The 26948-nt window shown below is 71.5% G+C and carries 23 protein-coding genes and 1 pseudogene; 15 read left to right on the plus strand and 9 right to left on the minus strand.

From position 1 onward, the window contains the following. Together AB0J40_RS41680 and AB0J40_RS41685 are read right to left on the minus strand one after the other, a co-directional pair. The gene (locus AB0J40_RS41680) at positions 1-846 is read right to left on the minus strand and encodes a metal ABC transporter ATP-binding protein (RefSeq protein ID WP_364465133.1); all 846 of its coding nucleotides are present in this window, start codon (positions 844-846) and stop codon (positions 1-3) included. A 2-nt stretch (positions 847-848) separates the two neighbouring features. Next, positions 849-1760, minus strand: coding sequence for a zinc ABC transporter substrate-binding protein (locus AB0J40_RS41685; protein ID WP_364465135.1), 912 nt, complete (start codon positions 1758-1760; stop codon positions 849-851). A gap of 177 nt (positions 1761-1937) precedes the next feature. On the opposite strand from AB0J40_RS41685, the gene AB0J40_RS41690 reads away from it, so the two are divergent. The 5 genes from AB0J40_RS41690 to AB0J40_RS41710 all read left to right on the plus strand — a co-directional run bounded on the left by AB0J40_RS41690 (position 1938) and on the right by AB0J40_RS41710 (position 6478). Further along, positions 1938-3038, plus strand: a complete 1101-nt coding sequence (locus AB0J40_RS41690; RefSeq protein WP_364465137.1) for a LacI family DNA-binding transcriptional regulator — start codon at positions 1938-1940, stop codon at positions 3036-3038. Between the two features lie 99 nt (positions 3039-3137). Then, on the plus strand, positions 3138-3629 hold the full coding sequence (locus AB0J40_RS41695; protein ID WP_364465139.1) for a carbonic anhydrase: 492 nt from the start codon (positions 3138-3140) through the stop codon (positions 3627-3629). Between the two features lie 3 nt (positions 3630-3632). Beyond that, on the plus strand, positions 3633-4574 hold the full coding sequence (locus AB0J40_RS41700; protein ID WP_364465141.1) for a nucleotide disphospho-sugar-binding domain-containing protein: 942 nt from the start codon (positions 3633-3635) through the stop codon (positions 4572-4574). A gap of 9 nt (positions 4575-4583) precedes the next feature. Next, positions 4584-5459, plus strand: coding sequence for an A/G-specific adenine glycosylase (locus AB0J40_RS41705; RefSeq protein ID WP_364465143.1), 876 nt, complete (start codon positions 4584-4586; stop codon positions 5457-5459). A 62-nt stretch (positions 5460-5521) separates the two neighbouring features. Next, positions 5522-6478 (plus strand): N-acetylmuramoyl-L-alanine amidase, encoded by a 957-nt coding sequence (locus tag AB0J40_RS41710; RefSeq protein ID WP_364465145.1) that lies wholly within the window; start codon positions 5522-5524, stop codon positions 6476-6478. On the opposite strand, the gene AB0J40_RS41715 is transcribed toward AB0J40_RS41710, so the two are convergent. After that, complete coding sequence (locus AB0J40_RS41715; RefSeq protein ID WP_364465147.1) at positions 6468-7214, minus strand: alpha/beta hydrolase; 747 nt, start codon at positions 7212-7214, stop codon at positions 6468-6470. The genes AB0J40_RS41710 and AB0J40_RS41715 overlap by 11 nt on opposite strands. 68 nt (positions 7215-7282) lie before the next feature. Between AB0J40_RS41715 and AB0J40_RS41720 the strand changes: the two genes are divergently transcribed. Then, the gene (locus AB0J40_RS41720) at positions 7283-8689 is read left to right on the plus strand and encodes a M1 family metallopeptidase (protein ID WP_364465149.1); all 1407 of its coding nucleotides are present in this window, start codon (positions 7283-7285) and stop codon (positions 8687-8689) included. Here the strand turns inward: AB0J40_RS41720 and AB0J40_RS41725 are convergent. Next, the gene (locus AB0J40_RS41725) at positions 8675-10060 is read right to left on the minus strand and encodes an ATP-binding protein (RefSeq protein ID WP_364465151.1); all 1386 of its coding nucleotides are present in this window, start codon (positions 10058-10060) and stop codon (positions 8675-8677) included. The genes AB0J40_RS41720 and AB0J40_RS41725 overlap by 15 nt on opposite strands. Positions 10061-10111: 51 nt before the next feature. Here AB0J40_RS41725 and AB0J40_RS41730 point away from each other — a divergent pair, with 51 nt between their 5' ends. Together AB0J40_RS41730 and AB0J40_RS41735 are read left to right on the plus strand one after the other, a co-directional pair. Continuing rightward, the gene (locus AB0J40_RS41730; protein ID WP_364465153.1) at positions 10112-10423 is read left to right on the plus strand and encodes an antibiotic biosynthesis monooxygenase; all 312 of its coding nucleotides are present in this window, start codon (positions 10112-10114) and stop codon (positions 10421-10423) included. Continuing rightward, a complete protein-coding gene (locus AB0J40_RS41735) occupies positions 10416-11237 on the plus strand; it encodes a Sir2 family NAD-dependent protein deacetylase (protein WP_364465155.1) in 822 nt (273 codons plus the stop codon). The genes AB0J40_RS41730 and AB0J40_RS41735 overlap by 8 nt, the downstream gene beginning before the upstream one ends. Here the strand turns inward: AB0J40_RS41735 and AB0J40_RS41740 are convergent. Further along, positions 11191-12285 carry a hypothetical protein gene (locus AB0J40_RS41740; RefSeq protein WP_364465157.1) on the minus strand — a complete coding sequence of 365 codons (1095 nt, stop codon included), beginning with the start codon at positions 12283-12285 and terminating at the stop codon, positions 11191-11193. The genes AB0J40_RS41735 and AB0J40_RS41740 overlap by 47 nt on opposite strands. A 25-nt stretch (positions 12286-12310) precedes the next feature. Beyond that, on the minus strand, positions 12311-13327 hold the full coding sequence (locus tag AB0J40_RS41745; RefSeq protein ID WP_364465159.1) for an endonuclease/exonuclease/phosphatase family protein: 1017 nt from the start codon (positions 13325-13327) through the stop codon (positions 12311-12313). Positions 13328-13431: 104 nt separating this feature from the next. Between AB0J40_RS41745 and AB0J40_RS41750 the strand changes: the two genes are divergently transcribed. Both AB0J40_RS41750 and AB0J40_RS41755 read left to right on the plus strand, forming a co-directional pair. After that, complete coding sequence (locus tag AB0J40_RS41750) at positions 13432-14418, plus strand: ATP-binding cassette domain-containing protein (protein WP_364465161.1); 987 nt, start codon at positions 13432-13434, stop codon at positions 14416-14418. Beyond that, entirely contained in the window at positions 14415-15221 is an 807-nt protein-coding gene (locus AB0J40_RS41755; protein ID WP_364465163.1) for an ABC transporter permease, read from the plus strand. Before AB0J40_RS41750 ends, AB0J40_RS41755 begins: the two co-directional genes overlap by 4 nt. Before the next feature lie 71 nt (positions 15222-15292). On the opposite strand, the gene AB0J40_RS41760 is transcribed toward AB0J40_RS41755, so the two are convergent. Beyond that, positions 15293-18454, minus strand: a complete 3162-nt coding sequence (locus tag AB0J40_RS41760) for a BTAD domain-containing putative transcriptional regulator (RefSeq protein WP_364465165.1) — start codon at positions 18452-18454, stop codon at positions 15293-15295. 146 nt (positions 18455-18600) lie between these two features. Between AB0J40_RS41760 and AB0J40_RS41765 the strand changes: the two genes are divergently transcribed. The 5 genes from AB0J40_RS41765 to AB0J40_RS41785 all read left to right on the plus strand — a co-directional run bounded on the left by AB0J40_RS41765 (position 18601) and on the right by AB0J40_RS41785 (position 22723). Continuing rightward, positions 18601-20034, plus strand: a complete 1434-nt coding sequence (locus AB0J40_RS41765; protein WP_364465167.1) for a M1 family metallopeptidase — start codon at positions 18601-18603, stop codon at positions 20032-20034. A 64-nt stretch (positions 20035-20098) separates the two neighbouring features. Beyond that, positions 20099-20737, plus strand: a complete 639-nt coding sequence (pcp, locus tag AB0J40_RS41770; RefSeq protein WP_364465169.1) for a pyroglutamyl-peptidase I — start codon at positions 20099-20101, stop codon at positions 20735-20737. 100 nt (positions 20738-20837) lie between these two features. After that, on the plus strand, positions 20838-21218 hold the full coding sequence (locus AB0J40_RS41775; RefSeq protein WP_364465170.1) for a hypothetical protein: 381 nt from the start codon (positions 20838-20840) through the stop codon (positions 21216-21218). A 1-nt stretch (position 21219) separates the two neighbouring features. Continuing rightward, positions 21220-22281 (plus strand): hypothetical protein, encoded by a 1062-nt coding sequence (locus AB0J40_RS41780; RefSeq protein WP_364465172.1) that lies wholly within the window; start codon positions 21220-21222, stop codon positions 22279-22281. Then, positions 22274-22723 (plus strand): YbaB/EbfC family nucleoid-associated protein, encoded by a 450-nt coding sequence (locus AB0J40_RS41785; protein ID WP_364465174.1) that lies wholly within the window; start codon positions 22274-22276, stop codon positions 22721-22723. The genes AB0J40_RS41780 and AB0J40_RS41785 overlap by 8 nt, the downstream gene beginning before the upstream one ends. Positions 22724-22828: 105 nt before the next feature. On the opposite strand, the pseudogene AB0J40_RS41790 reads toward AB0J40_RS41785, so the two are convergent. After that, positions 22829-23926: pseudogene (locus AB0J40_RS41790) on the minus strand (Hsp70 family protein); the annotation flags it as partial. Positions 23927-24036: 110 nt separating this feature from the next. Further along, positions 24037-26592 (minus strand): ATP-dependent Clp protease ATP-binding subunit, encoded by a 2556-nt coding sequence (locus AB0J40_RS41795; RefSeq protein WP_364465175.1) that lies wholly within the window; start codon positions 26590-26592, stop codon positions 24037-24039. Positions 26593-26948 lie beyond the last annotated feature (356 nt).

Below are 26948 nucleotides of genomic sequence, written 5' to 3' on the forward strand. Positions count from 1 at the left end.
TCAGCCCACTTGCTCTTCGACGTCGTGTTCGTGGTGGTGCGGCTCCTGCTCGCACAACGCGCTCTGCGCGCCCGCGATGTGGATCTGTCCGCCGACCTTCAGCACCTCGACGCGGGTGCCGTACAGCTCCGACAGCGTCTCGGTGGTCATGACCTCGTCCGGCTTGCCGATCCGGAACTGGCCGTTGACCAGGTACAACACGCGGTCGACGAACGGCAGCACCGGGTTGATCTCGTGCGTCACGAACAGCACCGCCGTGCCAGCCGTGCGCCGCCGGGAGTCGATCAGCTCGCTGATCGCGCGCTGGTGCGCCAGGTCCAGCGACAGCAGCGGCTCGTCGCAGAGCAGCACCTCGGGGTCGCCGACCAGGGCCTGCGCCACCCGCAGCCGCTGCTGCTCACCGCCCGACAGCCGGCCGACCGGCTGCTTCGCGTACCGCGTCCCGCCCACTGCGTCGATCGCTTCGGAAACGCGCCGGCGGCGGGCCGCCATGCCGAACAGGCCCGGCCCCCAGCGGTGCCCGTCGAGGCCGAGGCCGACCAGGTCGACGCCGCGCAGCGTCAGCGACTCGTCGATCGCGCGCTGCTGCGGGATGTAGCCGACCTTGCGGTTCGCGCCGCCCGGGCGGCCGCCGGCGATCTCGACCGTGCCCGCGGACAGGCCCTGCATGCCGAGCAGTGCCTTGAGCAGGCTGCTCTTGCCGGAGCCGTTCGGGCCGAGCACGGCGAGGAACTCCCCCGGCTCGACGACGAGGTCCAGCCCCGACCAGAGGGTCCGGGGTCCGAACGCGAGCCCCGCCCCGCGGACCCGGACCGCGGGGCGTACGTCCTCTGAGACGGGAGACATGGCTACTTCAACGCCCCAGCCAGCGCGTCTACTTCCCCGGTCATCCAGCCAATGTAGTCGGTCACACCCTGCGGCAGCGTCTCGGTCACGTCGACGACGCCGATCCCGGCGGCCTTCGCCTGCCCGACGACGTCCTGGGTCAGCGGGGTCACCGTCTGCGCGTTGTTGATCAGCGCCTTGACCTGCTTGGTGGCGATGAGCTGCTTGTACTCGTTGACGGCGCCGGCCGGGACGTCGGTGTCGTTCTCGACGGCGTCGGAGAACGCCTTCGGCGTCGCGTCCGTCAGCTTCGCGCTCTTCAGCAGGTAGTGCGCGACCGGCTCGGTGACGACGACCTTCGTGCCCGGGTGCGCCGCGCCCAGCTCGCCGAGCCGCTTCTCCAGCTCGTCGACCTTCGCCTTGAACGCCGCCGCGTTGTCGGTGAACGCCTGCTTCGACGCCGGCTGCAGCTCGCCGAGCTGCGCGGCGACCTGGTCGGCGACCTTGTCGACGCCCGGCAGGTCGTACCAGACGTGCTCGTTCTCGTCGCCGGTCGCGGCGATGTCGTAGGCGACGAGCTTCTTCGCGTCCCCGGCCTGCGCGGTGAGCTTGTCGAAGAACTCGTCGTAGCCGCCGCCGTTGGACAGCAGCAGCTTCGCGTCCTTCGCCGCGAGAGCGTCGTCCGCGGTCGTCTCGTACGAGTGCGGGTCGGCCGACGGGTCGTGGATGATCGACTTGACCTCCACCTTGTCCCCGCCGACGGCGCTGACGACGCTGCCCCAGACGTCGGTCGAGGCGACGACCTTGACCTTGTCGGACCCGCCGGACTGGGCGCCGCCGTCCGAGCCGGAAGTTCCGCCGGAGCACGCGGAGAGCGCGAGGACGGAGAGAGCCGAAGCGGCGGCGAGCACGCTCCTGGTGCGGCGGGAACTCATCGAAGGACTCCTGGAGACGCTAATGGAAACCGTTGTCAGATTCACCTTACCCCATCCGGATGACTTCCTGGCCATCCGATCGTGGTTTGGTGTATGCGTCTTCATGCATGCGGATCGAGACATCGACCACCCGGGGTGTCTCTTCAGGAAAACGATCTGAACCGTTACGGTTTGCTGATGGGACGTCCTATTCGCACCCGGAGGCAGGCGACACTGGCGTCGCTCGCGGCGGAGCTCGGTGTGTCCAGGACCACGGTGTCCAACGCCTACAACCGGCCGGACCAGCTGTCCCCGGAACTGCGCCGCCGGGTCCTCGAGACCGCGCGGCGGCTCGGCTACCCCGGCCCCGACCCGGTCGCCCGTTCCCTGCGCACGCGCAAGGCGGGCGCGGTCGGCCTGCTGCTCACCGAGAACCTCTCCTACGCCTTCCGCGACCCCGCCGCCGTCGGCGTGCTCGAAGGACTGGCGCTGGCCTGCGAAGACGCCGGCGTCGGCCTGCACCTGGTGCCCGCCAGCCCCGGCCGGGAAGACGTCGCCGCGGTGCACCGCGCGGGCGTCGACGGCTTCGTCGTCTACTCCGTCCCGGACGACGACCCGCACCTGGCCGCCGTGCTGGAGCGCCCGGTGCCGACGGTGATCATCGACCAGCCGAGCCTCGAGGGCATCGACCGCGTCGGCCCGGACGACGCGGCGGCGGTCGGCAAGATCGCCGAGCACCTCGTGACGCTGGGGCACCGGCAGGTCGGCGTCATCTGCATGCGCCTGGCCCGCGAGCGCAACGACGACTTCGTCTCCCCGGCCCGGCAGAGCGGCGCGCACTTCCACGTCCAGCGCACCCGGCTGGAAGCGCTCGCCGTGGCGTTCTCGGCGGCCGGCGTCGACTGGGCCGGCGTCCCGGTGGTCGAGCGCTTCGACCACACGGTGGACGACGGCGCGTCCGCCGCCCGGCAGCTGCTGGACGCGTACCCGCAGATCACGGCCGTGATCTGCACCTCGGACATCCTCGCGCTCGGCGCGATGGCCGAGGCCGAGCGGCGGGGGCTGCGGGTGCCGCAGGACCTGACCGTCACCGGTTTCGACGGCATCGCCGAAGCCGAGCGGATCGGCCTCACCACGGTCCACCAGCCGGTGCTCGAGAAGGGCAAGACGGCCGGACGGCTGCTGCTCGGCTCGGCCGAGCGGAGCGCGCCGAAGGTGATCACGCTGCCGACCGAGCTGCGCGTCGGCCGCACGTCGGCACCCCCGCGGACGGTCGAGGAGCCCTGGTTCGGGGGCTGACCCGTGACTTAGCTCGTAGTGCATTGCCCATCGGGGTACTCACCCGGTCAAATGGAGTGGCCCGCCCGCGCCGCGGGGCCACTGGCCGGAAGGTGACCGATGACCTCGATCGACGTACTGCTCAAGCGCAACCAGGAACTCGGCGAGGTGACGCCCGGCGACCGGTCGTCCCCGAAGCCTTCGCTCCAGGTGGCCATCCTGACCTGCATGGACGCCCGCATCCGGGTGTTCGAGCTGTTCGGTCTCCTGCAGGGCGAGTCGCACGTCCTCCGCAACGCGGGCGGCGTGGTGACCGACGACATGATCCGCTCGCTGGCGCTTTCGCAGCGCAAGCTGGGCACGCGCGAGGTGCTGATCGTCCAGCACACGGAGTGCGGCCTGTCGCTGGTCACCGAGGACGACTTCAAGGACGAGCTGGAGAGCGACACCGGGCTGCGGCCGACGTGGTCGGTCGAGGCGTTCCGGAACGTGGAGAACAGCGTCCGGACGTCGGTGGAGCGGGTGCGGCGGAGTGCGTACCTGCCGCACACGGAGAACGTCCGCGGGTTCGTCTACGACGTGAAGACCGGACGGCTCACCGAGGTCGAGTAGACCTTGCGAGTCCTCTTCGCGGCGCTCGCGTCGGCCGGTCACACGTACCCGATGGTCCCGCTCGCGGTCGCGGCGCGGGACGCCGGGCACGAGGTGCACTTCGCCGCCGGCGAGCACGTCCACGCGCCGCTGGGCCGGCTCGGGCTGCACCCGTTCCGGCCCGCGGACTCGTTCTACGAGATCTACGCCGAGGACCTCGAGCCGGACCTGGAGCGGCTGCGGCCCGAGCTCGTCGTGCACGGGTGGGGCGTTCCGGAGGTGGCCGTCGCCGCGGAGCGGGCCGGGATCCCGGCGTTGTGGCACGGCTTCGGCCGCTTCGTCCCCGAGGGCATCGGGTTCGAGCGCCCCACCGGCGGCACGCACCTCGACATCTGCCCGCCGTCGCTGCAGGACAAGGACTTCCTCGCGACAGCGGACCGGATCGCGCTGCGCCCGGTGCCGTTCGCCGAGCCGGGCGGCTTCCGGGGGCCGCTGGTCTACCTGACGCTCGGCACGGCGTTCGGCACCCCGGAGGTGCTCGAGACGGCGCTCGAGGGGCTGGCCACGCTCGGCACGCCCATCGTGGTGGCCACGGGCGGGGTGCCGCTCGGGCCGCAGCCGGCCCACGTGACAGCGCGGTCCTGGGTGCCGCAGGCGGCGGCGATCTCCCAGGCGGACCTGGTCGTCCACCACGGCGGCAGCGGCACCACGCTGGGCGCGTTGGCCGCGGGTGTCCCGCAGCTGGTCCTGCCGCAGGGGGCTGACCAGTTCGCCAACGCCGAGGCCCTGGTCGGCGTGGGTGCCGGGGTGCGGCTCCTGCCCGGGGAACTGAGCGCGGACGCCGTCGCCGAGCAGGCTCGGAACGCGTACTCGTGTCGCGAGGCGGCCCAGGCGGTCGCCGCGGAGATCGCGGAACTGCCGTCGCCGGCCGAGGTCGCTCGCGAGCTGCCGAAGTACGCGAAGTAGCCTCGCCGCGTGGCTGTGGACGCTGACGTACTGCTCGACTGGTTCTCCACGCACGGCCGGGACCTGCCCTGGCGCGAGCCGGGCTGCTCGGCCTGGGGCGTGCTCGTCAGCGAGATCATGCTCCAGCAGACCCCGGTCGCCCGCGTGCAGCCGATCTGGCACGAGTGGATGACGCGCTGGCCGGTGCCCTCGGCGCTGGCCGCCTCGAGCCAGGGTGAGGTCGTGCGCGCCTGGGGCAAGCTCGGCTACCCGCGTCGGGCCCTTCGGCTGCACGAAGCCGCCGGGGTCATCGCGCGCGACCACGGCGACGTCGTTCCGTCCGATGTGGACACCCTGCTCGCGCTGCCCGGGATCGGGGCCTACACCGCGCGCGCCGTCGCCGCGTTCGCCTACGGCAGGCGCGCGCCCGTCGTCGACACCAACGTGCGGCGGGTCGTCGCGCGGGCCGTGCACGGGGCCGGGGACGCCGGGCCCGCGTCGAACACCCGGGACATGGCCGACGTCGAGGCGCTGCTGCCCGCCGAAGACGCGCCAGCGGCTCGCTTTTCCGCGGCGATCATGGAACTCGGCGCGCTGATCTGCACCGCGCGGTCGCCGAAGTGCGCGGACTGCCCGATCTACGACGAGTGCGCGTGGCAGCTCGCCGGCCGGCCCGAGTACGCCGGCCCGGCCAAGCCCGTGCAGAAGTTCGCCGGCACCGACCGGCAGGTCCGCGGCCTGCTGCTGGACGTCCTGCGCGGCAGTGAAGGCCCGGTCGAGAAGGCGCGCCTCGACCTCGTGTGGCACGACGGGGGCCAGCGCGACCGCTGCCTGGACTCCCTGCTCGTCGACGGCCTGCTGGAGCAGACCAGCGGCGGCCTCTTCGCTCTCCCGGGCGAACACTAACGCGCTACAACAAAAGTTGGTCAATAGTTGTCATCGGCGCGATGCGGAGCTACCTTTCCCGCATGGTCACTGTTGACCGCCGGACCCTGCTCAAAGCGGGGGTGACCGCGACCGCGGCCGGCGCACTGGGGATGACGACCACCGGGACGGCGTCGGCGGCGGTACCGACACCGGCCATCCACGGCTGCGCCGAATGGGGCGCACGGCCCGCCGCCGGCCCGATCGTGGTGGAGAACCACAAGCCGACCTACATCGTCGTGCACCACGCGGTCGATCCGCCGATGAACAACGACTTCTCGCTGGCGCGCGCGTTCTACGTCTCGCGGTACATCCAGAACCTGCACATGGACTCCAACGGCTGGATCGACAGCGGCCAGCAGTTCACGAACAGCCGCGGCGGGTTCGTCACCGAGGGCAGGCACCGCAGCCTGGAAATCCTGCGCGGCGGCACCCAGCACGTCGTGGGCGCGAACGTCGGCAACCACAACAGCGAGGTCATCGGCATCGAGAACGAGGGCCTCTACAGCACGGTCGACGTGCCACAGGCGCTCTGGGACTCGCTGGTCGGCCTGGTCGCCTACATCGCCCACCAGTACGGCATTTCGCCCGAATTCATCAAGGGCCACCGCGACTTCAACTCGACCGAATGCCCCGGCCAGGTGCTCTACAACCGGCTGCCCGAGCTGCGGACGGCCGTCGGCCGCATCCTCGGCGTCCCGGTCGCGCGCGCCGAAGCCGAGTGGCCGCTGCTGAAGCCCGGCGACACGGGCCGTCAGGTGCAGCAGGCACAGCGGTTCCTGCGCGCGTCCGGGTACGACGTGCCGACCGACGGCGTGTTCGGTAAGTCCACAAAGGACGCCGTGGCCGCTTTGTCCGGTCAGGCCGGGTTGCCGCGCCACACGTGCACCGCGACCAAGGTGACCGACGAGACCGGCTTCCTCGGCGCGGACGTCTGGCCGCTGATCGTCCCCGCGGACCGCTCCACGGCGGCTTGGCGGGCGGACCTCGCTAGCGCTTGAGGACCTGGCTCAGGAAGGCTTCGACGGCGCCCCGGTAGGTCTCCGGGGCTTCGTCGTGGGGCAGGTGGGCCGAACCGGGGACCACGAGGTGCTTCGCGCCGGCGACGCGTGCAGCGACTTCGGCTTGCTGGCCGGGCGGCATCGCCGTGTGCTCACCCTCGACGAGCAGCAGCGGGCAGCGGATCGCGTCGACGACGTCCCAGTAGTCCCTTCTGCCCCATTCGGCGGCGATGACGTACAGGTCTTCGAGGTCGGCGACGAGGTGAAACCCGTCGGAGCGCTCCTCGAAGCAGTCGGCGAAGTACTCGCCCGCGTCGCCGAAGAACGCGCGGACGTGGTCCAGCGACTCGAACGGCACCGGCCAGCTCTCGAAGTACCCGCGCCACGTCTCGACGGTCCGGCCGCGCTGGTCCGGCGCGAAGTCCTCGGAGACGACCGCGCGCACCAGCTCCGGGTACTTCGCGGCGGTCGTCCAGGCGTGCAGGCCGCCCATCGAGTGCCCGATGAGCACGGCCGGCCCGGCGTCGAGCGTCCGCAGGGCGGCGGCGACGTCGTCGGCGAACCGCTCGGTCGTCCACGGCCCGACGCGCGGGGCGCTGCCGTGACCGCGCGCGTCGAGGCCGTACACCGCGCCGTAGGGCCGGAGCCACTCCGCCACCCGCCACCACGTCCGCGCGCGGCCCATCAGTCCGTGGAGCAGAACGATCGGCACGCCGGTGCCGCCGAAACAGAGCACGCGGCCACCATAATGGCTGGTGCGGAACGTGACCGGGCGATCGCAATCCATCACCTATGGTGGTGGGTATGCGCCGCCGACTCGCCGCCCTCGCCGTCTGCGCCGCGGTGGTCCTCGCCGCGGCGTGCAGCGGTGACGCCGTCACGGCGCCGCCCCCACCGCCGCCCATGCACCCGCTTCCGGGCGCGGCCGGCGCCGGTGATCCGTATTACCCGGACGACGGCAACGGCGGCTACGACGCCCTCGGCTACCAGGTGGGTGTCACGTACGACCCGCCGAGCGGCCACCTCGACGGCGACACGACGGTCACCGCGAAGGCCACCCAGGACCTCAGCCGGTTCGACCTCGACCTGCGCGGTCTCGACGTCCACGGCGTCGAGGTCGACGGGCAACCGGCGCACTTCACGCGCGAGAAGGCGTTCGAGCTGGTGATCACGCCGGCGTCGCCGATCCGCGCCGGGACGACGTTCCGCACGCGGGTGCGCTACGGCGGCGACCCGGCGAAGACCCCGCACGAGGGCGGCAGCGAGAACGGCTGGCAGCACTCGGCCGACGGCGGCGCGTACATGGTCGGCGAGCCGCACTCGGCGGCGTTCTGGTACCCGGTCGACGAAACCCCGCGCGACAAGGCGACGTTCACGCTGACCGCGCACGTCCCGGCCGGCTGGACGGTGGTCTCGAACGGCCGCGAAGGCCCGCCGGGGACGTGGACCGAGCCCAACCCGGTCGCGAGCTACCTGACGACGATCGCGATCGGCAAGTTCAGTGTCGACAGGTCGACATTGCCGGACGGCACCCCGGTCGTGAACGCGTACTCGCCGGGCGCCGAGGCCCGCCGCGCGATCGGCGACCGCCTGCCGGAGGTGCTCGGGTTCCTGACGAGCAAGTTCGGGCCGTACCCGCAGTCGGCGGCGGGCGGGATCTTCCTGAACGAGGACGTCCACTTCTCCCTGGAGACGCAAACCCGGCCGACGTACGCGAAGTGGGCGGACCTGCCGACGCTGGTGCACGAGAACGCGCACGAGTGGTTCGGCGACTCGGTGACGTTGCGCGATTGGTCCGACATCTGCCTGAACGAGTGCTTCGCGTCGTACGCGCAGTGGCTGTGGGCCGAGCGCGAGGGCCAGAGCCTCGACGACCGCTACCGCGCGGCGATCGAGATCACCCGCGGCAGCACGGATTTCTGGAGCCAGAAGCTGGTCGGCATGGGCCAGGGCCACGAGTTCGAGGGCGTGTACAACAAGGGAATCCTGGCACTGCACGCACTGCGCAGGCAGATCGGCGACCCGGCGTTCGACCGGCTCCTGCGCGACTGGCCGACGCGCTACCGCCACGGGAACGCCTCGTGGGCCGACTTCGAGAAGATGGCTTCTTCGGTGAGCGGGCAGAACTTGAAGCCGTTCTTCAACGAGTGGTTCCGCGGGACGAAGCTCCCCGCGGACGCCGACCTCTTCCCGGGTTCACTGCGCAGCTGAACCCAGCAACGACCGCGTCAACGCGTTGTGGGCCTCCTGCATCTCCCGCAACGCCGCCGTCAACTCCTCGTCGCCCACCACGACCTCCTCGTCCGGCCGCGAAGCCAGCGACCGCAGCGCTGCCCGACGAAGCAGTTCCTTCGCGAACGACGCCGTCACCCCCTCCGTCGCCTCGACGATCGGTGCCAGGTCCGCTTCGAGCCGGAGACCTCGCGAGTACAGGCGAAGCAGCGCCTCGCGGCCCGCCGCGTCCGGCAGCGGGATCTCCACCGCCAGGTCCACCCGGCCCGGGCGGTCGGCCAGTGCCTTCTCCAGCTCGCCCGCGCGGTTGGTCGTCAGCAGGAACGTCACGTCGGCGTCGCCGCCCACGCCGTCCATCGCGTCGAGCAGCGTGAACAGCAGGGGCTGGACCATCGGCCCGTAGCTGCGGTCCTGCGCGATCAGGTCGACGTCCTCCAGCACGACCACGCTCGGCTGCAGCCGCCGCGCCAGTTCCGCGGCCTTGCCGACGAACCGCATCGCCGTGCCGGTCAGGATGATCACCGTCGTGTCCGGCAGGCGGCCCATCAGGTAGCGGACCGTGTGCGTCTTGCCCGTGCCGGGCGGGCCGTGCAGCAGCAGCCCGCGCTTGAGGTGCTGCCCGGCCGCCAGCAGCCGCTCGCCGTGCTCGGCGATGCCGACCGTGTGCCGCTCGATCGCGTCGAGCACGCCGTCCGGCAGCACGACCTCCTCGCCGGTCAACGCCGGCCGCGGGAGGAACGTGAGCAGCTCGTTGGCGCGGTGCTCGCTGGTGCCGAAGGCCACCACCTGCCCACGCAGGAGATCGCGTTCGGCCATCAGCTGCTCGACGCGGTTGCGCACCTCGGTGGCGGTCGCCCGGGACGTCGCGAGGACCTCCAGCCGGCACTGCTCGAGACCCCACTGCGGGGTCGCGCCGCGGATGGCGAGCAGCACCGGCTCCCCGCCCGGCGCGCTGGTCCCGACCAGCCCCAGCTGCACGGCCTCGGTCGCGTCGTGCGGACCCGTCGCCGTGGTGGTGTAGTCCACCGAGCCGAGGTCGTACATCCCCTTGCTGCGCGCGGTGGCGAGCATCCCGATGAGGTCCTCGTGCGTGCGCTGGCCGCCCGCGACGCCGAACCAGGCTACGGCCGTGCCGTGCTCGGCGAGGTAGGCGTCGACCCCGCGCTGGATGTTGGCGTGTTCCCACATCGGCCAGTTGCGGGTCACGACCACCACCTCCGGCAGCGGTGCCCCCAGGTGGCCGGTCACGCGCTCGATCAGCTCGTTGCCCTGGCCGGCCTCGACCTCCTCGGCGGTGGCGCGGACGATCCGGGCGAGGTCGGTGGCCAAGTCGCGCTCGGTGCTCCCCATGGCTTCCACAGTGGCACGGGTCACACCCCGGAGCCAACTACGCTGGGAGGCATGAGTGTCGTGAAGATCAACGCGATCGAGGTCCCCGAAGGCGCCGGCCCCGAGCTGGAGAAGCGGTTCGCCGCCCGGATGCACTCCGTCGACCAGCAGCCCGGCTTCCTCGGCTTCGAGCTGCTGCGCCCGGTCTCCGGCGAGACCCGCTACTTCGTCTACACGAAGTGGGAGACCGAGGAGGCCTACCAGGCGTGGGCCAAGGGCGGCCCGGCCGCGGCGGCGCACTCGGGCGAGCGCGCCAAGCCCGTGTCCACCGGCGCCAACCTGCTGGAGTTCGAGGTCGTCCTCGGTTCCAAGCCGGGTGAGTGACGCGCTCGAGCGGGCCGCCGAGCTCCTGGACGGCGCCGGCGCGCTGCTGATCTGCGCCGGCGCCGGGATGGGCGTCGACTCCGGGCTGCCGGACTTCCGCGGCGGCGAAGGGTTCTGGCGCGCCTACCCGCCGTACGCCCGGCTCGGGCTGCGGTTCGAGGAGCTGGCCGACCCGCGCCACTTCGCCGACGACCCCGAGCTGGCCTGGGGTTTCTACGGGCACCGGCTCGACCTGTACCGGAAGACCGTGCCACACGAGGGTTTCCGGCTGCTGCTGGGCTTCGCGCCGTCCGTGCGCGTCTTCACGTCCAATGTGGACGGACAGTTCCAGAAGGCCGGCTTCGAGCACGTCGCCGAAGCGCACGGCTCGATCCACCACCTGCAGTGCCTTTCCCGCTGCACGGACGACATCTGGCCGGCTTCCGGAACGGCCGTCGTCATCGACGAAGAAACCATGCGGGCCGTGCCGCCCCTGCCGTCGTGCCCGCGGTGTGGCGGGCTCGCGCGGCCCAACATCCTCATGTTCGGCGACTTCGACTGGGTCCCGGACCGCAGCCAGGCCCAGCTCGACGAGCTGACGGCGTGGCGCCGGACCGCGCGCGACCTCGTGGTGGTGGAACTGGGCGCGGGTCAGGCGGTCCCGACGGTCCGCCGCTACAGCGAACTGGCGAGCGCGGCGACGGGTGCACTGATCCGCATCAACCCCCGCGAACCGGAGATCCGCCACGGGCGCGGGGTGTCGATCCCCGCCGGCGCACTGGAAACACTCACCGCGCTGGCCGCAGCCACAGGTCGCGGTTCCCGGCGAGCATGACCCGGCCGTCGGCCAGCGTCGTGGCCACCCGCACCGGCCATTCCGCGCAGCCCAGCTCCCCGCGCTGCCAGCCCTGACCGTCCCGCGCCAGCACGGCCGAACAGGAACGCGGACGCTGGTTGCCCCGGTTCGGTTCGAGCGTCCGCGTGGCCAGCACGAGGTTGCCGTGCCCGTCCAGCGTGCCCGCCACGACGCCGCCGGGCCCCGGAGTGTCCACTGTGGACCATTTGCCCGGCTTCCCGGTGACCACGAACGGTTTCTGCGCGTAGCCGTTCGAAGTTTCGCCGTAGAGCAGCCACTGTCCGCCGACCGGCAGGATCCCGTACACCAGCGTCTCGTCCGACGGCGTTGCCAGCTCCGACACCGTCCAGCTGCCGCCGCCGTCGTGCGAGGCCCACAGCTGCAGCCGCGGGTTCGAAAAACCGGCCGCGAGCAGCTCCGGCCCGGCGGCCGCCACCGTCGACGGCCCGTTCGCCCCGGTCACCCCCGCGGCGAGCGGCATCACGACCGTGCGTTCCGTCTTGCCGCCGTCGTCCGACACCCAGGCGACCGGCCGGGTCGTCTGCCCGTCCAGGAACGCCGTCCCGACCGCCACCAGGTTGCCGCCCGAACGCGCCAGCGCCCGCACGTCACGCCGGCCGCGCAGCTCGCCGAGCTCGGTGACGGTGCCGCCGGCGTCCCGGTGCGAGAACTTCGCGCGGACGCCGAACACCGAGCCGTCCGGGTCCGGTACCGCGGCGACCGCCGGGAGGCCGCCGCCGATCGGGCCGATCCGCAACGTCGTGCAGTCCGCACCACCGGTCCAGTTCGCGTTGAGCATGCGGTTGCCGGTCGCGTAGTCGCCGATGCCGAGCACGCAGCCACCCACCGGGACCAGGGCGTTCAGCCCGCCGGTCGTGGGGATCCAGTCGGTGTCGGACGGGAACTCCACCGCACCCGCGTGCGCGGTGAAGCCGAGCGCGCTCTTCGGGCCATCGTCCGCCGGCGCCGCCTCGGGCTGCCCGCAGGCGGCGGCGACCAGGACGAGGGCGAGCACGAGTCTTCGCATACCGGCCACCTTGCCAGGAACGCGATCACGGCAGGCGCACTTCGGCGAACACCGCCCGGTGGTCGCTGCCCGCGACGTCGAACACGCGGTAGTCCTGGACCGCCGCCCGGTTGTCGACGACGACGTGGTCGATCGTCACCACCGGCGACGAAGACGGCCACGTCGGCGTCAACCCCGCGCCGCGCTCCTCCGCCGCGTCGTTGTAGCCGCGGGACAGCACCGTGCGGAACGCCGCGTGGTCGAGCGTCGCGTTGAAGTCGCCCGCCAGGATGCGCAGGCCGTGCTCGCCCGCCGCGCGGGAGAGGTCCTTGATCTCGCGCTCCCACTGCGGCGTGTCGACGTCCGGGGAGATCGGGTGGACCGCGACGATCTCCACCACCACGCCGTCGCCGAGGTCGGCCTGCGCGCCCGGCTGCTTGGCCGCCGAATCACCGGTCAGGTTGACCTCCTTCAGCGGGAAGCGCGACACGATCCCCGAGCCGAACGCACCCGGCGCCGGGTGCAGCACCCGGTACGGCAGCAGCTGGAACAGCCCGGCCGCGGTCAGGCCGTCGACCACCCGCGGCGTCATCTCCACCAGGTTCAGCACGTCGATCCGTTGCTCGCGCACCAGGTCGACGACGGCTTTCGGGTCCGCCTGGCCGTAGAGCAGGTTCGAGGCGAGCACGCGCAGTGTCTTCCCGTGCACTTCGCGCTGATCGCTCGCCGACAGCCGCGGCACGACCAGCACGGCCAGCGCGACCGCGAGCACCAGCGCGGTCCCGCCGACCCACCACCGCCGCAACGCCAGCGCCAGCCCGCCGAGCAGCAGGCCCGCGACCGCCGCGAACGGCGTCAGCGACAACGCGGCCAGGGTGTACCAGTCGCCGTCGTAGCCGATCAGGCGCAGCGCGGCCAGGCCGGCCAGCAGCACCAGCGGCACCACCAACAGGGCCGTGACCAGCGGGTTCTTCCGCCGGACGCGCGTCTCTTCCGCAACCGTCATGGTGCCGAGTATGCCGAGCCCACCGCCGCGCGGCCCGGGCGCCGACAACACCTCCACAAGATCTCCACCAGCGCCTGCCAGCCGCTGCCAGCGCGCTGTGCGCGTGCTGCCAGCGCCCCCGGCCACAGTGAAGACCACAGCGACAGCGAAGGAGGACGCCCATGTCGCACGCGATCCAGGCCGAGGGCCTGGTCAAACACTTCGGGGACACCAAGGCGCTGGACGGGGTGGACCTCGAGGTCCCGTTCGGGCAGGTCGTGGGGGTGCTCGGCCCGAACGGCGCCGGCAAGACGACCGCCGTCCGGATCCTGGCCACCCTGATGAAACCGGACGCCGGCAGAGCCACCGTCGGCGGCTACGACGTCGTCACCGACCCGGTGCGGGTCCGCAGCCTGATCGGGCTCACCGGCCAGTACGCGTCGGTCGACGAGGACCTCAACGGCATCGAGAACCTCGTCCTCATCGGACGGTTGTACGGCCACTCCCGCGCCCAGGCCAAGGCCCGCGCCACCGAGCTGATCGAGCGGTTCGAGCTGACCAAGGCGGCCAAGCGGCCGATCCGGACGTACTCGGGCGGCATGCGGCGGCGGCTCGACCTCGCCGCCAGCCTGGTCGGCCGGCCCGAGGTGCTCTACCTCGACGAGCCGACCACCGGCCTCGACCCGCACGCCCGCAACGAGGTCTGGGACGTCGTCCGCACCCTCGTCGCCGAGGGCGCGACGGTGCTGCTGACCACGCAGTACCTCGAAGAAGCCGACCAGCTGGCCGACAAGATCACCGTGTTCGACCACGGCCGCGTCGTCGCCGACGGCCGCGCCGACGAGCTCAAGCGCCGCGTCGGCGGGCAGACGCTGCAGGTCCGGCCGACCCAGCTGTCCGACATGGACGCCGTCAACCGGATCCTCGGCGACCTCTCCGGCGTCCGGCCGACCCGCGACGACACGACCGGCCTGCTCACCGCGCCGGTGAACGACCCCGTCCTGCTGTCCACTTTGGTCCGGAAGCTGGACGAAGCCGGGATCACCGCCGACGAGCTGGCGCTGCGGCTGCCCAGCCTCGACGAGGTGTTCCTCGCCCTGACCGGACATACGGCCGAACAGCCCCCGGTGTCTTCTTCGGACAAGACCCTCGAAGGGAGCCTGGCATGACGACGCTGGCGCTCGACCGCCCGGCCCCGCCGCGGCACATCAGCCCCGCCAAGGGCTTCGGCCACGCGCTTTCCCTGGCGTGGCGCGGGATCCTGAAGATCCGCAAGAACCCCGAACAGCTCGCCGACGTCACCCTGATGCCGATCATCTTCCTGGTGATGTTCGTGTACCTGTTCGGCGGCGCGCTGTCCGGCTCGACCGACGCCTACCTGCAGATGGTCGTGCCCGGCATCATCGTGATGAACATCCTGCAGGCGTGCCTGGCCGTGGGGACGAACCTCAACACCGACATCACCAAGGGCGTGTTCGACCGCTTCCGCAGCATGCCGATCGCCCGGTCGGCACCGCTGATCGGCGCGGTGCTCGCGGACATCGTGCGGTACGTCGTGTGCCTGACGGTGCTGATGGTGGTGGCCACGATCATGGGCTACCGCATCGCGACCAGCCCGGCGGAGTTCGCGGTGGCGATCCTGCTCGCGCTCGCGTTCGGGCTGTGCTTCTGCTGGGGCTCGGTGTTCGTCGGCATGGTGATGAAGTCGCCGGGCTCGGCGCAGGCCCTGATGTTCGTCTTCATCATGCCGCTCACCTTCGGCAGCAACGTGTTCGTCCAGACGTCCACGATGCCGGGGTGGCTGCGGGCCTGGGCGGACATCAGCCCGGTCAGCCTGATGGCGAACGCGCTGCGCGGCCTGATGAACGGCGGCGCGGTGGCCGGCCCGCTGGCCGGGGCGCTCGCGTGGATGGCGGGCGCGGTGATCGTGTTCTTCCCGCTGGCGACTTGGGCTTACCGCCGGCGGGTCTGAAAGGCGCGCGACACGGGGGTGCCCGCGCCAGGGGGAGCTGAAGGGGACGTTCGCGGCTGCGAACGTCCCCTTCAGCCGATTTCGTCCAGCAGCCAGGTGATCGTGTCCTTTTTGGACATAGTGCGGAATTCTTCGTAACGCGCGTCGTAGTCCGGCAGTGCCGCGCGCAGGTCTTCGATCAAGGCTCGCACCTCCGGGCTGCCGAGGTCCAGGCGCCCGCGGACGACGGCGGAGGCGGCCAGCACCCGCGCCGCCTGCTCCGGACGTCCCTGGGCCGCGCGCACCATCGCCAGCAGCTCCACCGAGCCGGCCAGGTCCGGCATGTCGCCGCGGCGGTTCGTCGCCCGGATCGCGATGGCCACGTGGGACTCGGCCTCGTCCGGACGACCCTCGGCCAGCAGGATCCGGGCTTCGAAGGCGTTGATGAACTCGTCGCCGATCCCACCGGGGAACCAGTCGTCGCCCCCGAACGCGGCGACGCGGTCGAGCAGGACCCGCGCGTCGGCCAGCTTTCCCGTGCGCAGCAACAGCTCCAGCCGCCCGAACATCAGGATGGCCCGCTGCTGCGGGTTCGTGATGCCTTCGCCGTAGCGCTCCGCCGCCTCCTGGTCGCGCCACGCGCCCTCGAAGTCCCCGGTCCGCGCCCGCTCGACGGACAGCCGCCACCAGTGCTGCACGGCGTCCTCGTGCGAGCGCAGCTCCATCGACAGCGCCAAGCCCTGCTGGTAGATCTCGATGGCTTTCGCGCTTTCGCCGTCCTGGGACAGCGCGTAACCCTTGAAGCTCAACGTCATCGCGATGCCCCAGCGGTCGCCGACCTCCGCGAACCCGGCGTGGGCCAGGTCGCGTGCCCGGTCCGCGCCCTCGACGTCCCCCGCGTCGTCGAGCAGGAAGCTTTCCACCCAGTGGCCGCCGGCCCGGGTCCACGGGTCCGGGTGCTGTGCGGCCCGGCGCACCTCGCGCACGGCGACCTCGCGGTCGCCGCCGAGGAAGGCCAGCATCGGCAGGGCCACCGCCAGCCCGGGGTAGCGGTCCACGGCGTTCGTGGCCACGCACTCGTCGACCAGCCGCAGGATCTCGGCCTGGTCCGACCGCACCGGGACCGCGTCCATGAGGTAGCTCAGCGCGTGGTAGGCCGCCGACACCGGCGGCGGCAGCCGGTCGCCGAACTCGAGGGTCTCGCGCAGCAGCGCGCCGATCCGGCCGCCTTGGCCGAGGATGGTGAGGTACCAGAACATCCCGTCCAGCAACGCGACCGCGTTGTCCACATCGGACATCTCGATCGCGCCGCGCAGGGCCGCGATCATGTTGTCGCTCTCGGCCTCGAACGCGTCGATCGCCTTCAGCTGCTCGGCGGTGCGCAGCGTCGGCTCCAGCCCCTGCGCGAGGTCGGCGTAGTACGCCGCCATCGTCCGGCGCGTCCGGTCGTGCTCGCCCGACTCGACCAGCCGCTCGGTGGCGTACGCGCGCAGCGTTTCCAGCATCCGGTACCGCGGCTCGCCGCGGTAGCTCTCCACCGCGTCCACAATGGACTTCTCGACCAGGCTGCCCAGGACGTAGGGGACGTCACCGGCCGACAGGTGCTCGTCCACGCAGACGGCCTCGATCGCCGCCGGCTCGGCGCCGCCGGCGAACACCGCGAGCCGCCGCGCCAGCACCAGCTCGGCCTCGGTCAGCAGGTCCCAGCTCCACTCGACGACCGCGCGCAGGGTCCGCTGCCGCGGCAGCGCGGTGCGGCTGCCCGAGGTCAGCAGCCGGAACCGGTCGCCGAGCCGCCCGGCGATCTGCGCCACCGTCATCGACCGCAGCCGCGCCGCGGCCAGCTCCAGCGCGAGCGGCATCCCGTCGAGCCGGCGGCAGATCTCGCCGACGTGGTCCACAGTGGACTCGTCGAGCACGAAGTCGGGCCGGACGGCGGCCGCGCGGTCGAGGAACAGCCGGGTCGAGTCGAGCTCGACGGCCTCCGCGGGCGCGGCGTGCTCCGCGGGCACCGGCAACGGGCCGAGCGGGCACAGCGCCTCGCCGGTGATCGCGAGGGGCTCGCGGCTGGTGGCCAGGATCCGCAGCCGCGGCGCCCGGTGCAGCAGCTCGTCGGCCAGCCGGGCGGCGGCGTCGACGACGTGTTCGCAGTTGTCCAGCACCAGCAGCGCTTCCGCGCCGCCGAGCACCTCGACGGCCTGCTCGACCGGCTCGAGCGGACGGCGGATCTCGGTGTCGGTGCTGCGGATGTCGCGGATCTCCAGCGCGCCGAGCAGCGCGCCGCCGAGGTCGTCGGGGTCGCGGACGCCGGCCAGCGCGGCGAACCAGACCCGGCCCTGCCGGTGCGCCGGGTGCCGCGACGCCGCTTCGGTGGCCAGCCGCGTCTTGCCCGCCCCGCCGGGCCCGGTCAGGGTGACCAGCCGGGCACCGCCGAGCAGCTCGGCCAGCAGCTTGAGCTCGTCGTCGCGGCCGACGAACGTGGTGAGCCGGGTCGGCAGCCGGTCGGTCACCGGCGACCGCGGCGCGAACTCGCCGCGCAGCGCGGCCAGGTGGGTCTCCTGCAGCTCGGCCGACGGGTCGACGCCGAGCTGGTCGGCCAGGGTGCGGCGGATTTCCGAGTAGACGCCCAGCGCCTCCGACTGCCGCCCGGCCGCGCAGAGCGCCCGGATCCGCAGCCCGGCCAGCCGCTCGCGCAGCGGGTCGGCGTCGGCCGCGGCGGCCAGGTCGGCGAGGACGACCGCGTGCTCGCCCAGCCGGATCAGGGCGTCGAAGCGGTCTTCGGCCGCCTCGGCCCGCAGGTCGGTGAGCCGGCGGGCGGGAGCGGGCGCGAAGGGCGCGTCGAGGACGTCGGCGAGCGCGCCGCCCTGCCACAGCGCCAGGGCTTCGGCGAGCAGCTCGGCCGCGCGGGCGTCCCGGCCCGCGGCCAGCTCGCGACGACCCTCGGCGGCCAGCCGTTCGAAGCGCTCGGCATCGACGTCCTCGCGGGCCACGGCCAGCCGGTAACCGCCGGGCCCGGACTCGATCGGCACCGGCAGCGCCTTACGCAGCCGGGAGACCAGTGACTGCAAGGCGTTGGCGGCGTCGGCGGGCGGTTCGCCACCCCAGAGGCCGTCGACGAGCGCGTCGGCCGGGACCGCGCGCCCGGCGTCCAGCGCGAGCCGGGCCAGGAGCATGCGGAGGCGGGCGCCGCCGATGTCGATCGGCGTGCCGTCGTCGTTCACCGCCCGCAGCGGCCCCAGCAGCGCAACGCGCATGCGTCCAGCTTTCCAGACGACACCCGGGCAGCGGGGCGGGCCGACGTAAGTGCTGATTATCCGGACAAAAGCGACAAGCTTCTTCGAAGCATGCATCCGTGGCGATACGTTGCGGGCGAGTCCATCCGATACGGACAGGAGCGTTCATGAGGGGACAGAAACCGGCCGTGGTCGCGGCCGCCGTGGTCGCGAGCCTCTGCCTCGGCACCGGCGTCGCCGCGGCGGGCGACGGCTGGGGTTCGGCGAAGCCCGGCAGCGACGGCGCCGGGGACAGCTACTACCCGCAGGACGGCAACGGCGGCTACGACATCGCCGACTACAACCTCAAGGTCGGCTACGACCCGGCGTCGCACCAGCTCACCGGGAACGAGGACATCGCCGCGCGGGCGACCCAGTCGCTCAGCTCGTTCAACCTCGACCTGCACGGCCTGACCGTCGACTCGGTGAAGGTCGACGGGCGGACCGCGCAGTTCGCCAGGACCGGCGACCACGAACTCGTCATCACGCCGTCGCGCGCCCTGCGGCGCGGCCAGAACTTCCAGGTCAAGATCGCTTACCACGGCGTGCCCGCGCCGATCAGCGACCCGTCGCTCGGCAACAACGGCTGGCAGTACGCCCAGGCGGGCGGCGCGTTCGTCGCCGGCGAGCCGAAGTCGGCGACCACCTGGTACCCGGTCAACGACACCCCGCTCGACAAGGCCACCTTCCACCTCGCGATCACCGTGCCCGACGAGTGGGGCGTGATCGCGAACGGCCGTGAGAAGCCGTCGATCAAGACGCCGAACGGCACCACGCACGTCTGGGCCGAGGAAACGCCGATCGTGCCGTACATGACGACGGTCGCGATCGACAAGTGGACCTTCGACCGGCAGCAGCGCAAGGACGGCACCCCGATCGTCAGCGCGTTCGCCCCGGGCGTCCCCGACTCGACGAAGCAGGCCGAAGCGCGGCTGCCGGAGATCCTCGACTTCCTCGAGTCGAAGTTCGGCAAGTACCCGATCGACGCGGCGGGCGGCATCTTCCTCAACGAGCAGATCGGCTTCTCGCTGGAGACGATGAGCCGGCCGATCTACTCCGCGGGCTGGGCCGGCACGGTCCCGACGATCGTCCACGAGAACGCCCACCAGTGGTACGGCGACTCGGTGGCCGTGGCGCACTGGCGGGACGTCTGCCTCAACGAGTGCTTCGCCTCCTACGCCACGTGGCTCTGGGACGAGGCGAAGGAAGGCGTCGACCTGAACAAGCAGTACGCGGACGACGTCAAGAAGGCGTCGACGACGTTCTGGAACGGCAAGCTGTACGACATGGGCGCCGGCAAGGAGTTCACGTACGTGTACTCCAAGGGCCCGATGATGCTGCACGCGCTGCGAAACTACGTCGGTGAGCAGGCCTTCTCCAGGGTGCTCAAGACGTGGCCGGCGCTGCACCGCGACGGGAACGCGAGCATGCAGGAGTTCCAGCGGTACACCGAACTCGTCGCGCACAAGAACCTGCAGGGGTTCTTCGACGCGTGGGTGTACGGCGCCGGCAAGCCCGCCGACCAGTACCTCTTTCCCGGTGGGTTGAAGCCCGCCGCTTGATCCGTTGTTCGTGAAGGCCACCCCGCGGTCGTAGGGTGGCCTTCACGGCGTTTCGGAGGTGGGTATGGCCAGGGTGCTGATGACCGGGTTCGCGCCGTTCGGCGGCGAAGCGGTGAACCCGTCCTGGCAGGCGGTTTCCCTGCTCGGCGCGCGCCGGGACGACATCGCGGCGGTCGAGCTGCCGTGCGAGTTCGCGGCGTCGCTGCCGGCGTTGCGCACGGCTTTCCTCGAACACCGGCCGTCGCTGGTGGTGTGCGTCGGCCAGGCGGGCGGCCGGCTCGAGGTGACGCCGGAGCGCGTCGCGATCAACCTGGTCGACGCCCGCATCCCGGACAACGCGGGCGAGCGGCCGGTGGACGTCCCGGTGGTCCCGGACGGTCCGGCGGCGTACTTCACGACGTTGCCGGTCAAGGCGTGCGTGGCGGCGATCCGCGCGGCGGGCGTGCCGGCGTCGGTGTCCCACACCGCGGGGACGTACGTGTGCAACCAGGTCTTCTACGGGCTGATGCACCTGCTGGCGGAGTTCCCCGGGGTGCGCGGCGGGTTCGTGCACGTGCCGTTCAGCCCGGAGCAGGTCGCGGCGTCCGGCACGGCCGCGCCTTCGCTGGGGGTCGATCGGGTCGCCGACGCGCTGGAAGCGTTGGCGGACACGGCTTTGACGACGACCGAGGACATCCCGGTCAGCGCGGGTGCCGAGCATTGATCAAGCCCGTGATCTGACGCACACCACCTCCGAATCCCCGTGGCGGGCCACCGAACGGTGTTTACATGTCCGGACGCCTGCCCGGAAGAAGAGGTGAACGATGATCGGGTTCGAGACCGACCTGCAGGATCTCCGCGACTCCGCCCGCGCTCTGGCCGGAGCCGCCGACGCCGCGGAAACCGCGTCGAACGGCCTGCGCGGGACCGACGTGCCGGTTTCCTCGGGCGGCAGCGGCCTCTTCGGCGGCATCACCGGGATGTTGCCCGTCCACAACGCCTTCGGCCGGTCGCTGGGGATGCCGGCGGTCGCCAAGGCCTACAACGACCACCTGGCGAAGATCCAAAAGCTGGTCGCGCAGCTGCACCAGACCACCGCGGACACCAGCCACGCGCTGATGCGGGTCGCGGAGCTGTACGAGCAGGCCGACGAGAACTCGAAGCAGCGCGTCAACCGCGCGGCCGCGGGCCTGGAAGGAAACTGACGTGGACGGCTACTTCGACACCGGCCTCGACGCCGAACCGATGTCCAGCGGCGACGACCGCCGCGCCGAGCTCCTCGAGGGGATCTCCGCGGACCTGCTCGAAGGCGCGAACGCCGCGCTGGACGCCGTCGACGTGTTGCGGACGACCGACTTCCTGCTGTTCGGCTTCGACAACTCCAACGAGAACGTCCGGAAGATGCAGGACGAGATCGCCGGGGTCTACCGCGAGTTCTCCGACGCCGACATCGACCACGAGTCGGCCAGTGGCCTGCAGCACCTGATCATGGGCCACGACGCCGTCTGGAAGGAGCTGCAGCGCGACTCGAAGCCGAAGCTCGACGACGCCCGGCAGTTCCTCGAGGTGTGGCGCGGCTCGGCGGCGAACGCCGTCAAGGCCTACCTGAACGAGCTCGCCGACACCTTCACCGAGGTCGAAACCAAGATCACCGTGCTGGAAAGCGATCTGGTCGCGGCGCGCGAGGCCATCGCGTCGGCCCGGCAGGACCTGAACAGCCTCGGCACCACGTTCAAGCAGACGGCCGAGGACTACAAGAAGGAACAGGACCGCAAGCGCGCGTCGGCGGGGTCGAAGGTGCTCGCGGCGACGTTCGCGGGCGCGGTCACCGGGCTGCTCGCCGTGGCCACCGGCGGCGCGGGCGCCGCGGCGGGCGCGTCGATCTTCACGGCGGCCAACGGCGCGCTGGTCGCCGGCAACGCCGCGGGCGGCGCGATCACCGCGATGGTGGCCAACCAGGCGGAGATCAAGGGCGACAACGCCATGGACCTGTACGCCAGCTTCATGGACAGCGCGGGCAAGATCCGCGACGCCGCCGGCGATGCCGCCCAGACGCTGGCGGACCGCATCGGCGACGAAGCCGTCGACCTGCCGAAGATCCCGGACGCGCCGGACGTCAGCCCGGGGTCGAGCTTCGACCCGTCGAACTTCGAAACCGACCACACCTCGCGCCGGACCGAGCAGAACGTGCGCGACGCGAACGTCGACATCGCGCCGGACGGGCAGGTGTCGAGCGGCGCCACGCACGCCGGGAGGCTGGATGGCTGACCGCGAGGCCCTCCTGGCCGAGCTGTCCGCGCTGTCGGCGACCGCGACGTCCGCCGACGGCGCCGTTTCCCTCTCGGTCAACACCGACGGCGTGCTGACCCGGCTGCAGCTCACCGACGCCGTCTCGGGGATGGCGCCGGCCGAGATCGCGGACGTGGTCCTGCGGACCTACCTCGACGCGCAGCGGGACTCGGCGAAGCGGACCGCGCAGCTGCTGGCGCAGGTCGGCACCGGCGGCTACCTGATGGACCGGCTGCGCTGGCGGGTGCGGTTCGAGCCGACGCCCGTCCCCGTCCCCGTTTCCGCTCCCCCTCCTCCGGAGCGCGACGACGTCGTGCTGAAGGACCGGTCTTCGGACGCGCCGGCCGCGGCACCGCCGTCCGGTCCGGTCGGGGACGACGACTGGTACGACAAGGGCATGCGGCTCGGCAAAGCCTGGTGAGCCTTCGGCAACCGGCGATCAGCACCGCCGGCGCGACCAGCCGGGGCCGGTGTTCCGGCCCTCCCCCGGCGACGGGTACCGGACGGCCTGCGGTGGCCGGTGCTGCGGGCGGACCGGCGCGAAGGCGGGCACGGTGAGGTCCGAGGTGCTGCCCAGCGGAACGTGGTGCAGCCCGAAGGCGACGGCCGTCTCGGGCTGGTCCTGCGTGGTCGGCACCACGCCGAGCTGGCGCGCGAGCAGCGTGGCCAGCAGCGGCATCCGGCTCGGCCCGCCGACGAGGTAGACGCCGCCGAGCTGCGCGGGGCTCAGCCCGGCCCGGCGGATCGTCGCGCCGAGCAGTTCGGCGCTGCGGAGCAGGCTGGGCCGCACGAGCGCTTCGAGCTCGTCGCGGCTGACCAGGACGTCCCCGAACGGCTCGGGCATCGGCACGTGGGTCTGCGGGTGGCGGGAGAGGCTTTCCTTGGCGTCCCGGACGTCCTGCAGCAGCGCGCGCCGGGTCCGGCGGTCGGCGGTGGACTGCGGGCGGAGAAGCCGTTGCCACTGCGCGGGATCGGCGTGCGACACTGACCGTCCGATGTGGACCAGCAGCGCCTGGTCGATGTCGAGGCTGCCGAGATCGGACAGGCCGTCCTCGGCGAGCACGGCGAAGCCCTGCCGCGTCACGCCGACGACGGCGCAGTCGAAGGTCCCGGCACCGAGGTCGTAGACGCCGATGGGCGCGGAGTGCCGGTGGCCGGCACTGGCGTAGTGCGCGGCGGCGGCGACCGGTTCCGGGACCAGCCGGACGTCGGCGAGGCCGGCCTTGACGGCGGCGGTCCGGACGGCGTCCTGCCGGGTGGCGCCCCACCCGGCGGGGTGCGAGATCCGCGTCTGCCCGGCCGGGCGGCCGAGCTGCCGTTCGGCTTCCTCCCCGATCCGCCGCAGGACGGCGGCGAAGGCATCGGGGACGGGGACTTTCGCGCCACCGAGGTCCAGGGTGCCCTCGTCGATGCGCCGCTTGGGATTGGGTTCGAAGCGGCTGGGATCGAGCCGCGCCCGCCGTTCGGCGTCCCGCCCGACGACCAGGAGGCCGTCGTCGTCGACGAAGACGGCGGAGGACATGGTGACGGACCCGTCGACCTCGACGGCCCGGGGGCCGCGCCCGAAGGCGGAGAGGACACCGACGGTGCTGGAAGTCCCGAAGTCGATCGACAGCACGTCCACGGCGGTTCCCTCCCAAGCCCCGCGGGCATCGTCTCACGGGCCCGGGGCCGGAAAGCCGAAGGGCGGCTCCCCTGCCGGGGAACCGCCCTCCTGCCGTGCCTGAGCGGCGATCACTCGCCTTCGGCTTCGCCCTGCTCCTCGTGGCCCGCGCCGATGCTGACCGGCGGGGCGTCCGGGATGGACGACGGACGGCGCTCGCCGCGGAACGTGAACCGCGCCTGGTCGTCCTTGTCCTCCGGGTTGCCGCTCCAGCCCTCGACGTCGACCAGGATGATCTGGCCCGGCTCGACCTCGCCGAAGAGGATCTTCTCCGACAGCTGGTCTTCGATCTCGCGCTGGATCGTGCGACGCAGCGGCCGCGCGCCCAGCACCGGGTCGAACCCGCGCTTGGCCAGGAGCGACTTCGCCTTCGCCGTCAGCTCCAGCTCCATGTCCTTGGCCTTCAGCTGCGTCTCCACGCGGCCGATCATCAGGTCGACCATCTGGATGATCTGTTCCTGCGTCAGCTGGTGGAACACGATGATGTCATCGATCCGGTTCAGGAACTCCGGGCGGAAATGCTTCTTCATTTCCTCGTTGACCTTCTGCTTCATCTTCTCGTACCGGGTGCCGGTGTCGTTGGACCCGGCGAACCCGAGCGAGACGGACTTCGAGATGTCCGACGTGCCCAGGTTGGACGTGAAGATGAGCACCGTGTTCTTGAAGTCGACCGTGCGGCCCTGACCGTCGGTCAGGCGGCCGTCCTCCAGCACCTGCAGGAGCGTGTTGTAGATCTCCTGGTGCGCCTTCTCGATCTCGTCGAACAGGACCACCGAGAACGGCTTGCGCCGCACCTTCTCGGTCAGCTGGCCGCCCTCTTCGTAGCCGACGTAGCCCGGAGGGGCACCGAAGAGCCGCGAAGCGGTGTAGCGGTCGTGGAACTCGCCCATGTCGATCTGGATGAGCGCGTCGTCCTCGCCGAACAGGAACGAGGCCAGCGCCTTCGACAGCTCGGTCTTACCGACACCGGACGGGCCGGCGAAGATGAACGAGCCCGACGGGCGCTTCGGGTCCTTCAGACCGGCACGCGTACGGCGGATCGCCTGCGAGACGGCCTTGACCGCGTCCTCCTGGCCGATGATGCGCTTGTGGAGCTCCTCCTCCATGCGCAGCAGCCGGGTGGTCTCCTCCTCGGTCAGCTTGAACACCGGGATGCCGGTCCAGTTGGCCAGCACCTCCGCGATCTGCTCGTCGTCGACCTCGGCGACGACGTCGAGGTCGCCGTCCTTCCACTGCTTCTCCCGCTCGCCCTTCTGGCCGAGGAGGGTCTTCTCCTCGTCACGCAGGCGGGCGGCCCGCTCGAAGTCCTGCGCGTCGATCGCGGACTCCTTGTCGCGGCGGACGTTCGCGATCTTCTCGTCGAACTCGCGCAGGTCCGGCGGCGCGGTCATCCGGCGGATGCGCATCCGGGCGCCGGCCTCGTCGATCAGGTCGATCGCCTTGTCCGGGAGGAACCGGTCGTTGATGTACCGGTCCGCCAGGGTCGCGGCGGCGACCAGCGCCGAGTCGGTGATCGAGACGCGGTGGTGCGCCTCGTACCGGTCGCGCAGGCCCTTGAGGATCTCGATCGTGTGCTCCAGCGACGGCTCGCCGACCTGGATCGGCTGGAACCGGCGCTCGAGAGCAGCGTCCTTCTCGATGTACTTGCGGTACTCCTCGAGCGTGGTCGCGCCGATCGTCTGCAGCTCACCGCGGGCGAGCATCGGCTTCAGGATCGAAGCCGCGTCGATCGCGCCCTCGGCGGCACCCGCACCCACGAGCGTGTGCAGCTCGTCGATGAACAGGATGATGTCGCCGCGGGTCTTGATCTCCTTGAGCACCTTCTTCAGGCGCTCTTCGAAGTCACCGCGGTAGCGGGAGCCGGCGACCAGGGAGCCCAGGTCCAGCGTGTAGAGCTGCTTGTCCTTGAGCGTCTCGGGCACCTCGCCCTTGACGATGCTCTGCGCGAGGCCCTCGACGACGGCGGTCTTGCCGACGCCGGGCTCGCCGATGAGCACCGGGTTGTTCTTGGTCCGGCGGGACAGCACCTGCATGACCCGCTCGATCTCCTTGCCGCGCCCGATGACCGGGTCGAGCTTGCCCTCGCGGGCCAGCACGGTCATGTTGCGGCCGAACTGGTCCAGGACCAGCGACGACGACGGGGTGCCCTCACCGCGGCCGCCGGAACCGGTCTCGGTGGACTCCTTGCCCTGGTAGCCGGACAGCAGCTGGAGCACCTGCTGGCGGACGCGGTTCAGGTCCGCACCGAGCTTGACCAGGACCTGCGCGGCGACGCCTTCGCCCTCGCGGATCAGGCCCAGCAGGATGTGCTCGGTGCCGATGTAGTTGTGGCCGAGCTGCAGCGCCTCGCGCAGCGACAGCTCCAGCACCTTCTTCGCCCGCGGCGTGAACGGGATGTGCCCGCTCGGAGCCTGCTGGCCCTGGCCGATGATCTCTTCGACCTGCTGGCGCACGCCCTCCAGGGCGATGCCCAGCGACTCCAGCGCCTTGGCGGCGACACCCTCACCCTCGTGGATCAGACCCAGGAGGATGTGCTCGGTGCCGATGTAGTTGTGGTTGAGCATCCTGGCCTCTTCTTGAGCCAGGACGACCACCCGCCTCGCGCGGTCGGTGAACCTCTCAAACATGTGCACTCCCTCGACTGCTGCGCCGGCGGCCCGTTTCCATCGTGCTTTCACCGCGATGGATTCAGCACCGTGAGACCACTCTAGTAGCCAAGTGGTCGCGCTGGCGTACCACTGGGGCTCTTCATGGCCTTTTCCGCACCCGGACGTGGGGTCTGCCGGGTGCTTCCATCTTCAGGTTGCCCTGCACCTTTACGTCAACCCCAACGTGCGGACGGCCACCCGGATTCCGCCGTTCGCGCGGTGTCCGCTCACCGCGAACAGTCCGCAAGCTGGGAGTACCGGTTTCGAGCACCACCCGATTGGCGCAGTACCGCGGAGCCTGTAAGGTTAGGCACGCCTAATCCGTACCGGCCGCC

The organism is Amycolatopsis sp. NPDC049691 (assembly GCF_040675005.1).
In the GTDB taxonomy this organism is placed as follows: Bacteria; Actinomycetota; Actinomycetes; order Mycobacteriales; family Pseudonocardiaceae; genus Amycolatopsis.

Coding starts and splice junctions, on each gene's coding strand:
- AB0J40_RS41680 (WP_364465133.1), bottom strand. CDS start 846: ATGTCTCCCGTCTCAGAGGACGTACGCCCCGCGGTCCGGGTCCGCGGG.
- AB0J40_RS41685 (WP_364465135.1), bottom strand. CDS start 1,760: ATGAGTTCCCGCCGCACCAGGAGCGTGCTCGCCGCCGCTTCGGCTCTC.
- AB0J40_RS41690 (WP_364465137.1), top strand. CDS start 1,938: ATGGGACGTCCTATTCGCACCCGGAGGCAGGCGACACTGGCGTCGCTC.
- AB0J40_RS41695 (WP_364465139.1), top strand. CDS start 3,138: ATGACCTCGATCGACGTACTGCTCAAGCGCAACCAGGAACTCGGCGAG.
- AB0J40_RS41710 (WP_364465145.1), top strand. CDS start 5,522: ATGGTCACTGTTGACCGCCGGACCCTGCTCAAAGCGGGGGTGACCGCG.
- AB0J40_RS41720 (WP_364465149.1), top strand. CDS start 7,283: ATGCGCCGCCGACTCGCCGCCCTCGCCGTCTGCGCCGCGGTGGTCCTC.
- AB0J40_RS41725 (WP_364465151.1), bottom strand. CDS start 10,060: ATGGGGAGCACCGAGCGCGACTTGGCCACCGACCTCGCCCGGATCGTC.
- AB0J40_RS41730 (WP_364465153.1), top strand. CDS start 10,112: ATGAGTGTCGTGAAGATCAACGCGATCGAGGTCCCCGAAGGCGCCGGC.
- AB0J40_RS41740 (WP_364465157.1), bottom strand. CDS start 12,285: ATGCGAAGACTCGTGCTCGCCCTCGTCCTGGTCGCCGCCGCCTGCGGG.
- AB0J40_RS41750 (WP_364465161.1), top strand. CDS start 13,432: ATGTCGCACGCGATCCAGGCCGAGGGCCTGGTCAAACACTTCGGGGAC.
- AB0J40_RS41755 (WP_364465163.1), top strand. CDS start 14,415: ATGACGACGCTGGCGCTCGACCGCCCGGCCCCGCCGCGGCACATCAGC.
- AB0J40_RS41760 (WP_364465165.1), bottom strand. CDS start 18,454: ATGCGCGTTGCGCTGCTGGGGCCGCTGCGGGCGGTGAACGACGACGGC.
- AB0J40_RS41765 (WP_364465167.1), top strand. CDS start 18,601: ATGAGGGGACAGAAACCGGCCGTGGTCGCGGCCGCCGTGGTCGCGAGC.
- pcp (WP_364465169.1), top strand. CDS start 20,099: ATGGCCAGGGTGCTGATGACCGGGTTCGCGCCGTTCGGCGGCGAAGCG.
- AB0J40_RS41775 (WP_364465170.1), top strand. CDS start 20,838: ATGATCGGGTTCGAGACCGACCTGCAGGATCTCCGCGACTCCGCCCGC.
- AB0J40_RS41785 (WP_364465174.1), top strand. CDS start 22,274: ATGGCTGACCGCGAGGCCCTCCTGGCCGAGCTGTCCGCGCTGTCGGCG.
- AB0J40_RS41795 (WP_364465175.1), bottom strand. CDS start 26,592: ATGTTTGAGAGGTTCACCGACCGCGCGAGGCGGGTGGTCGTCCTGGCT.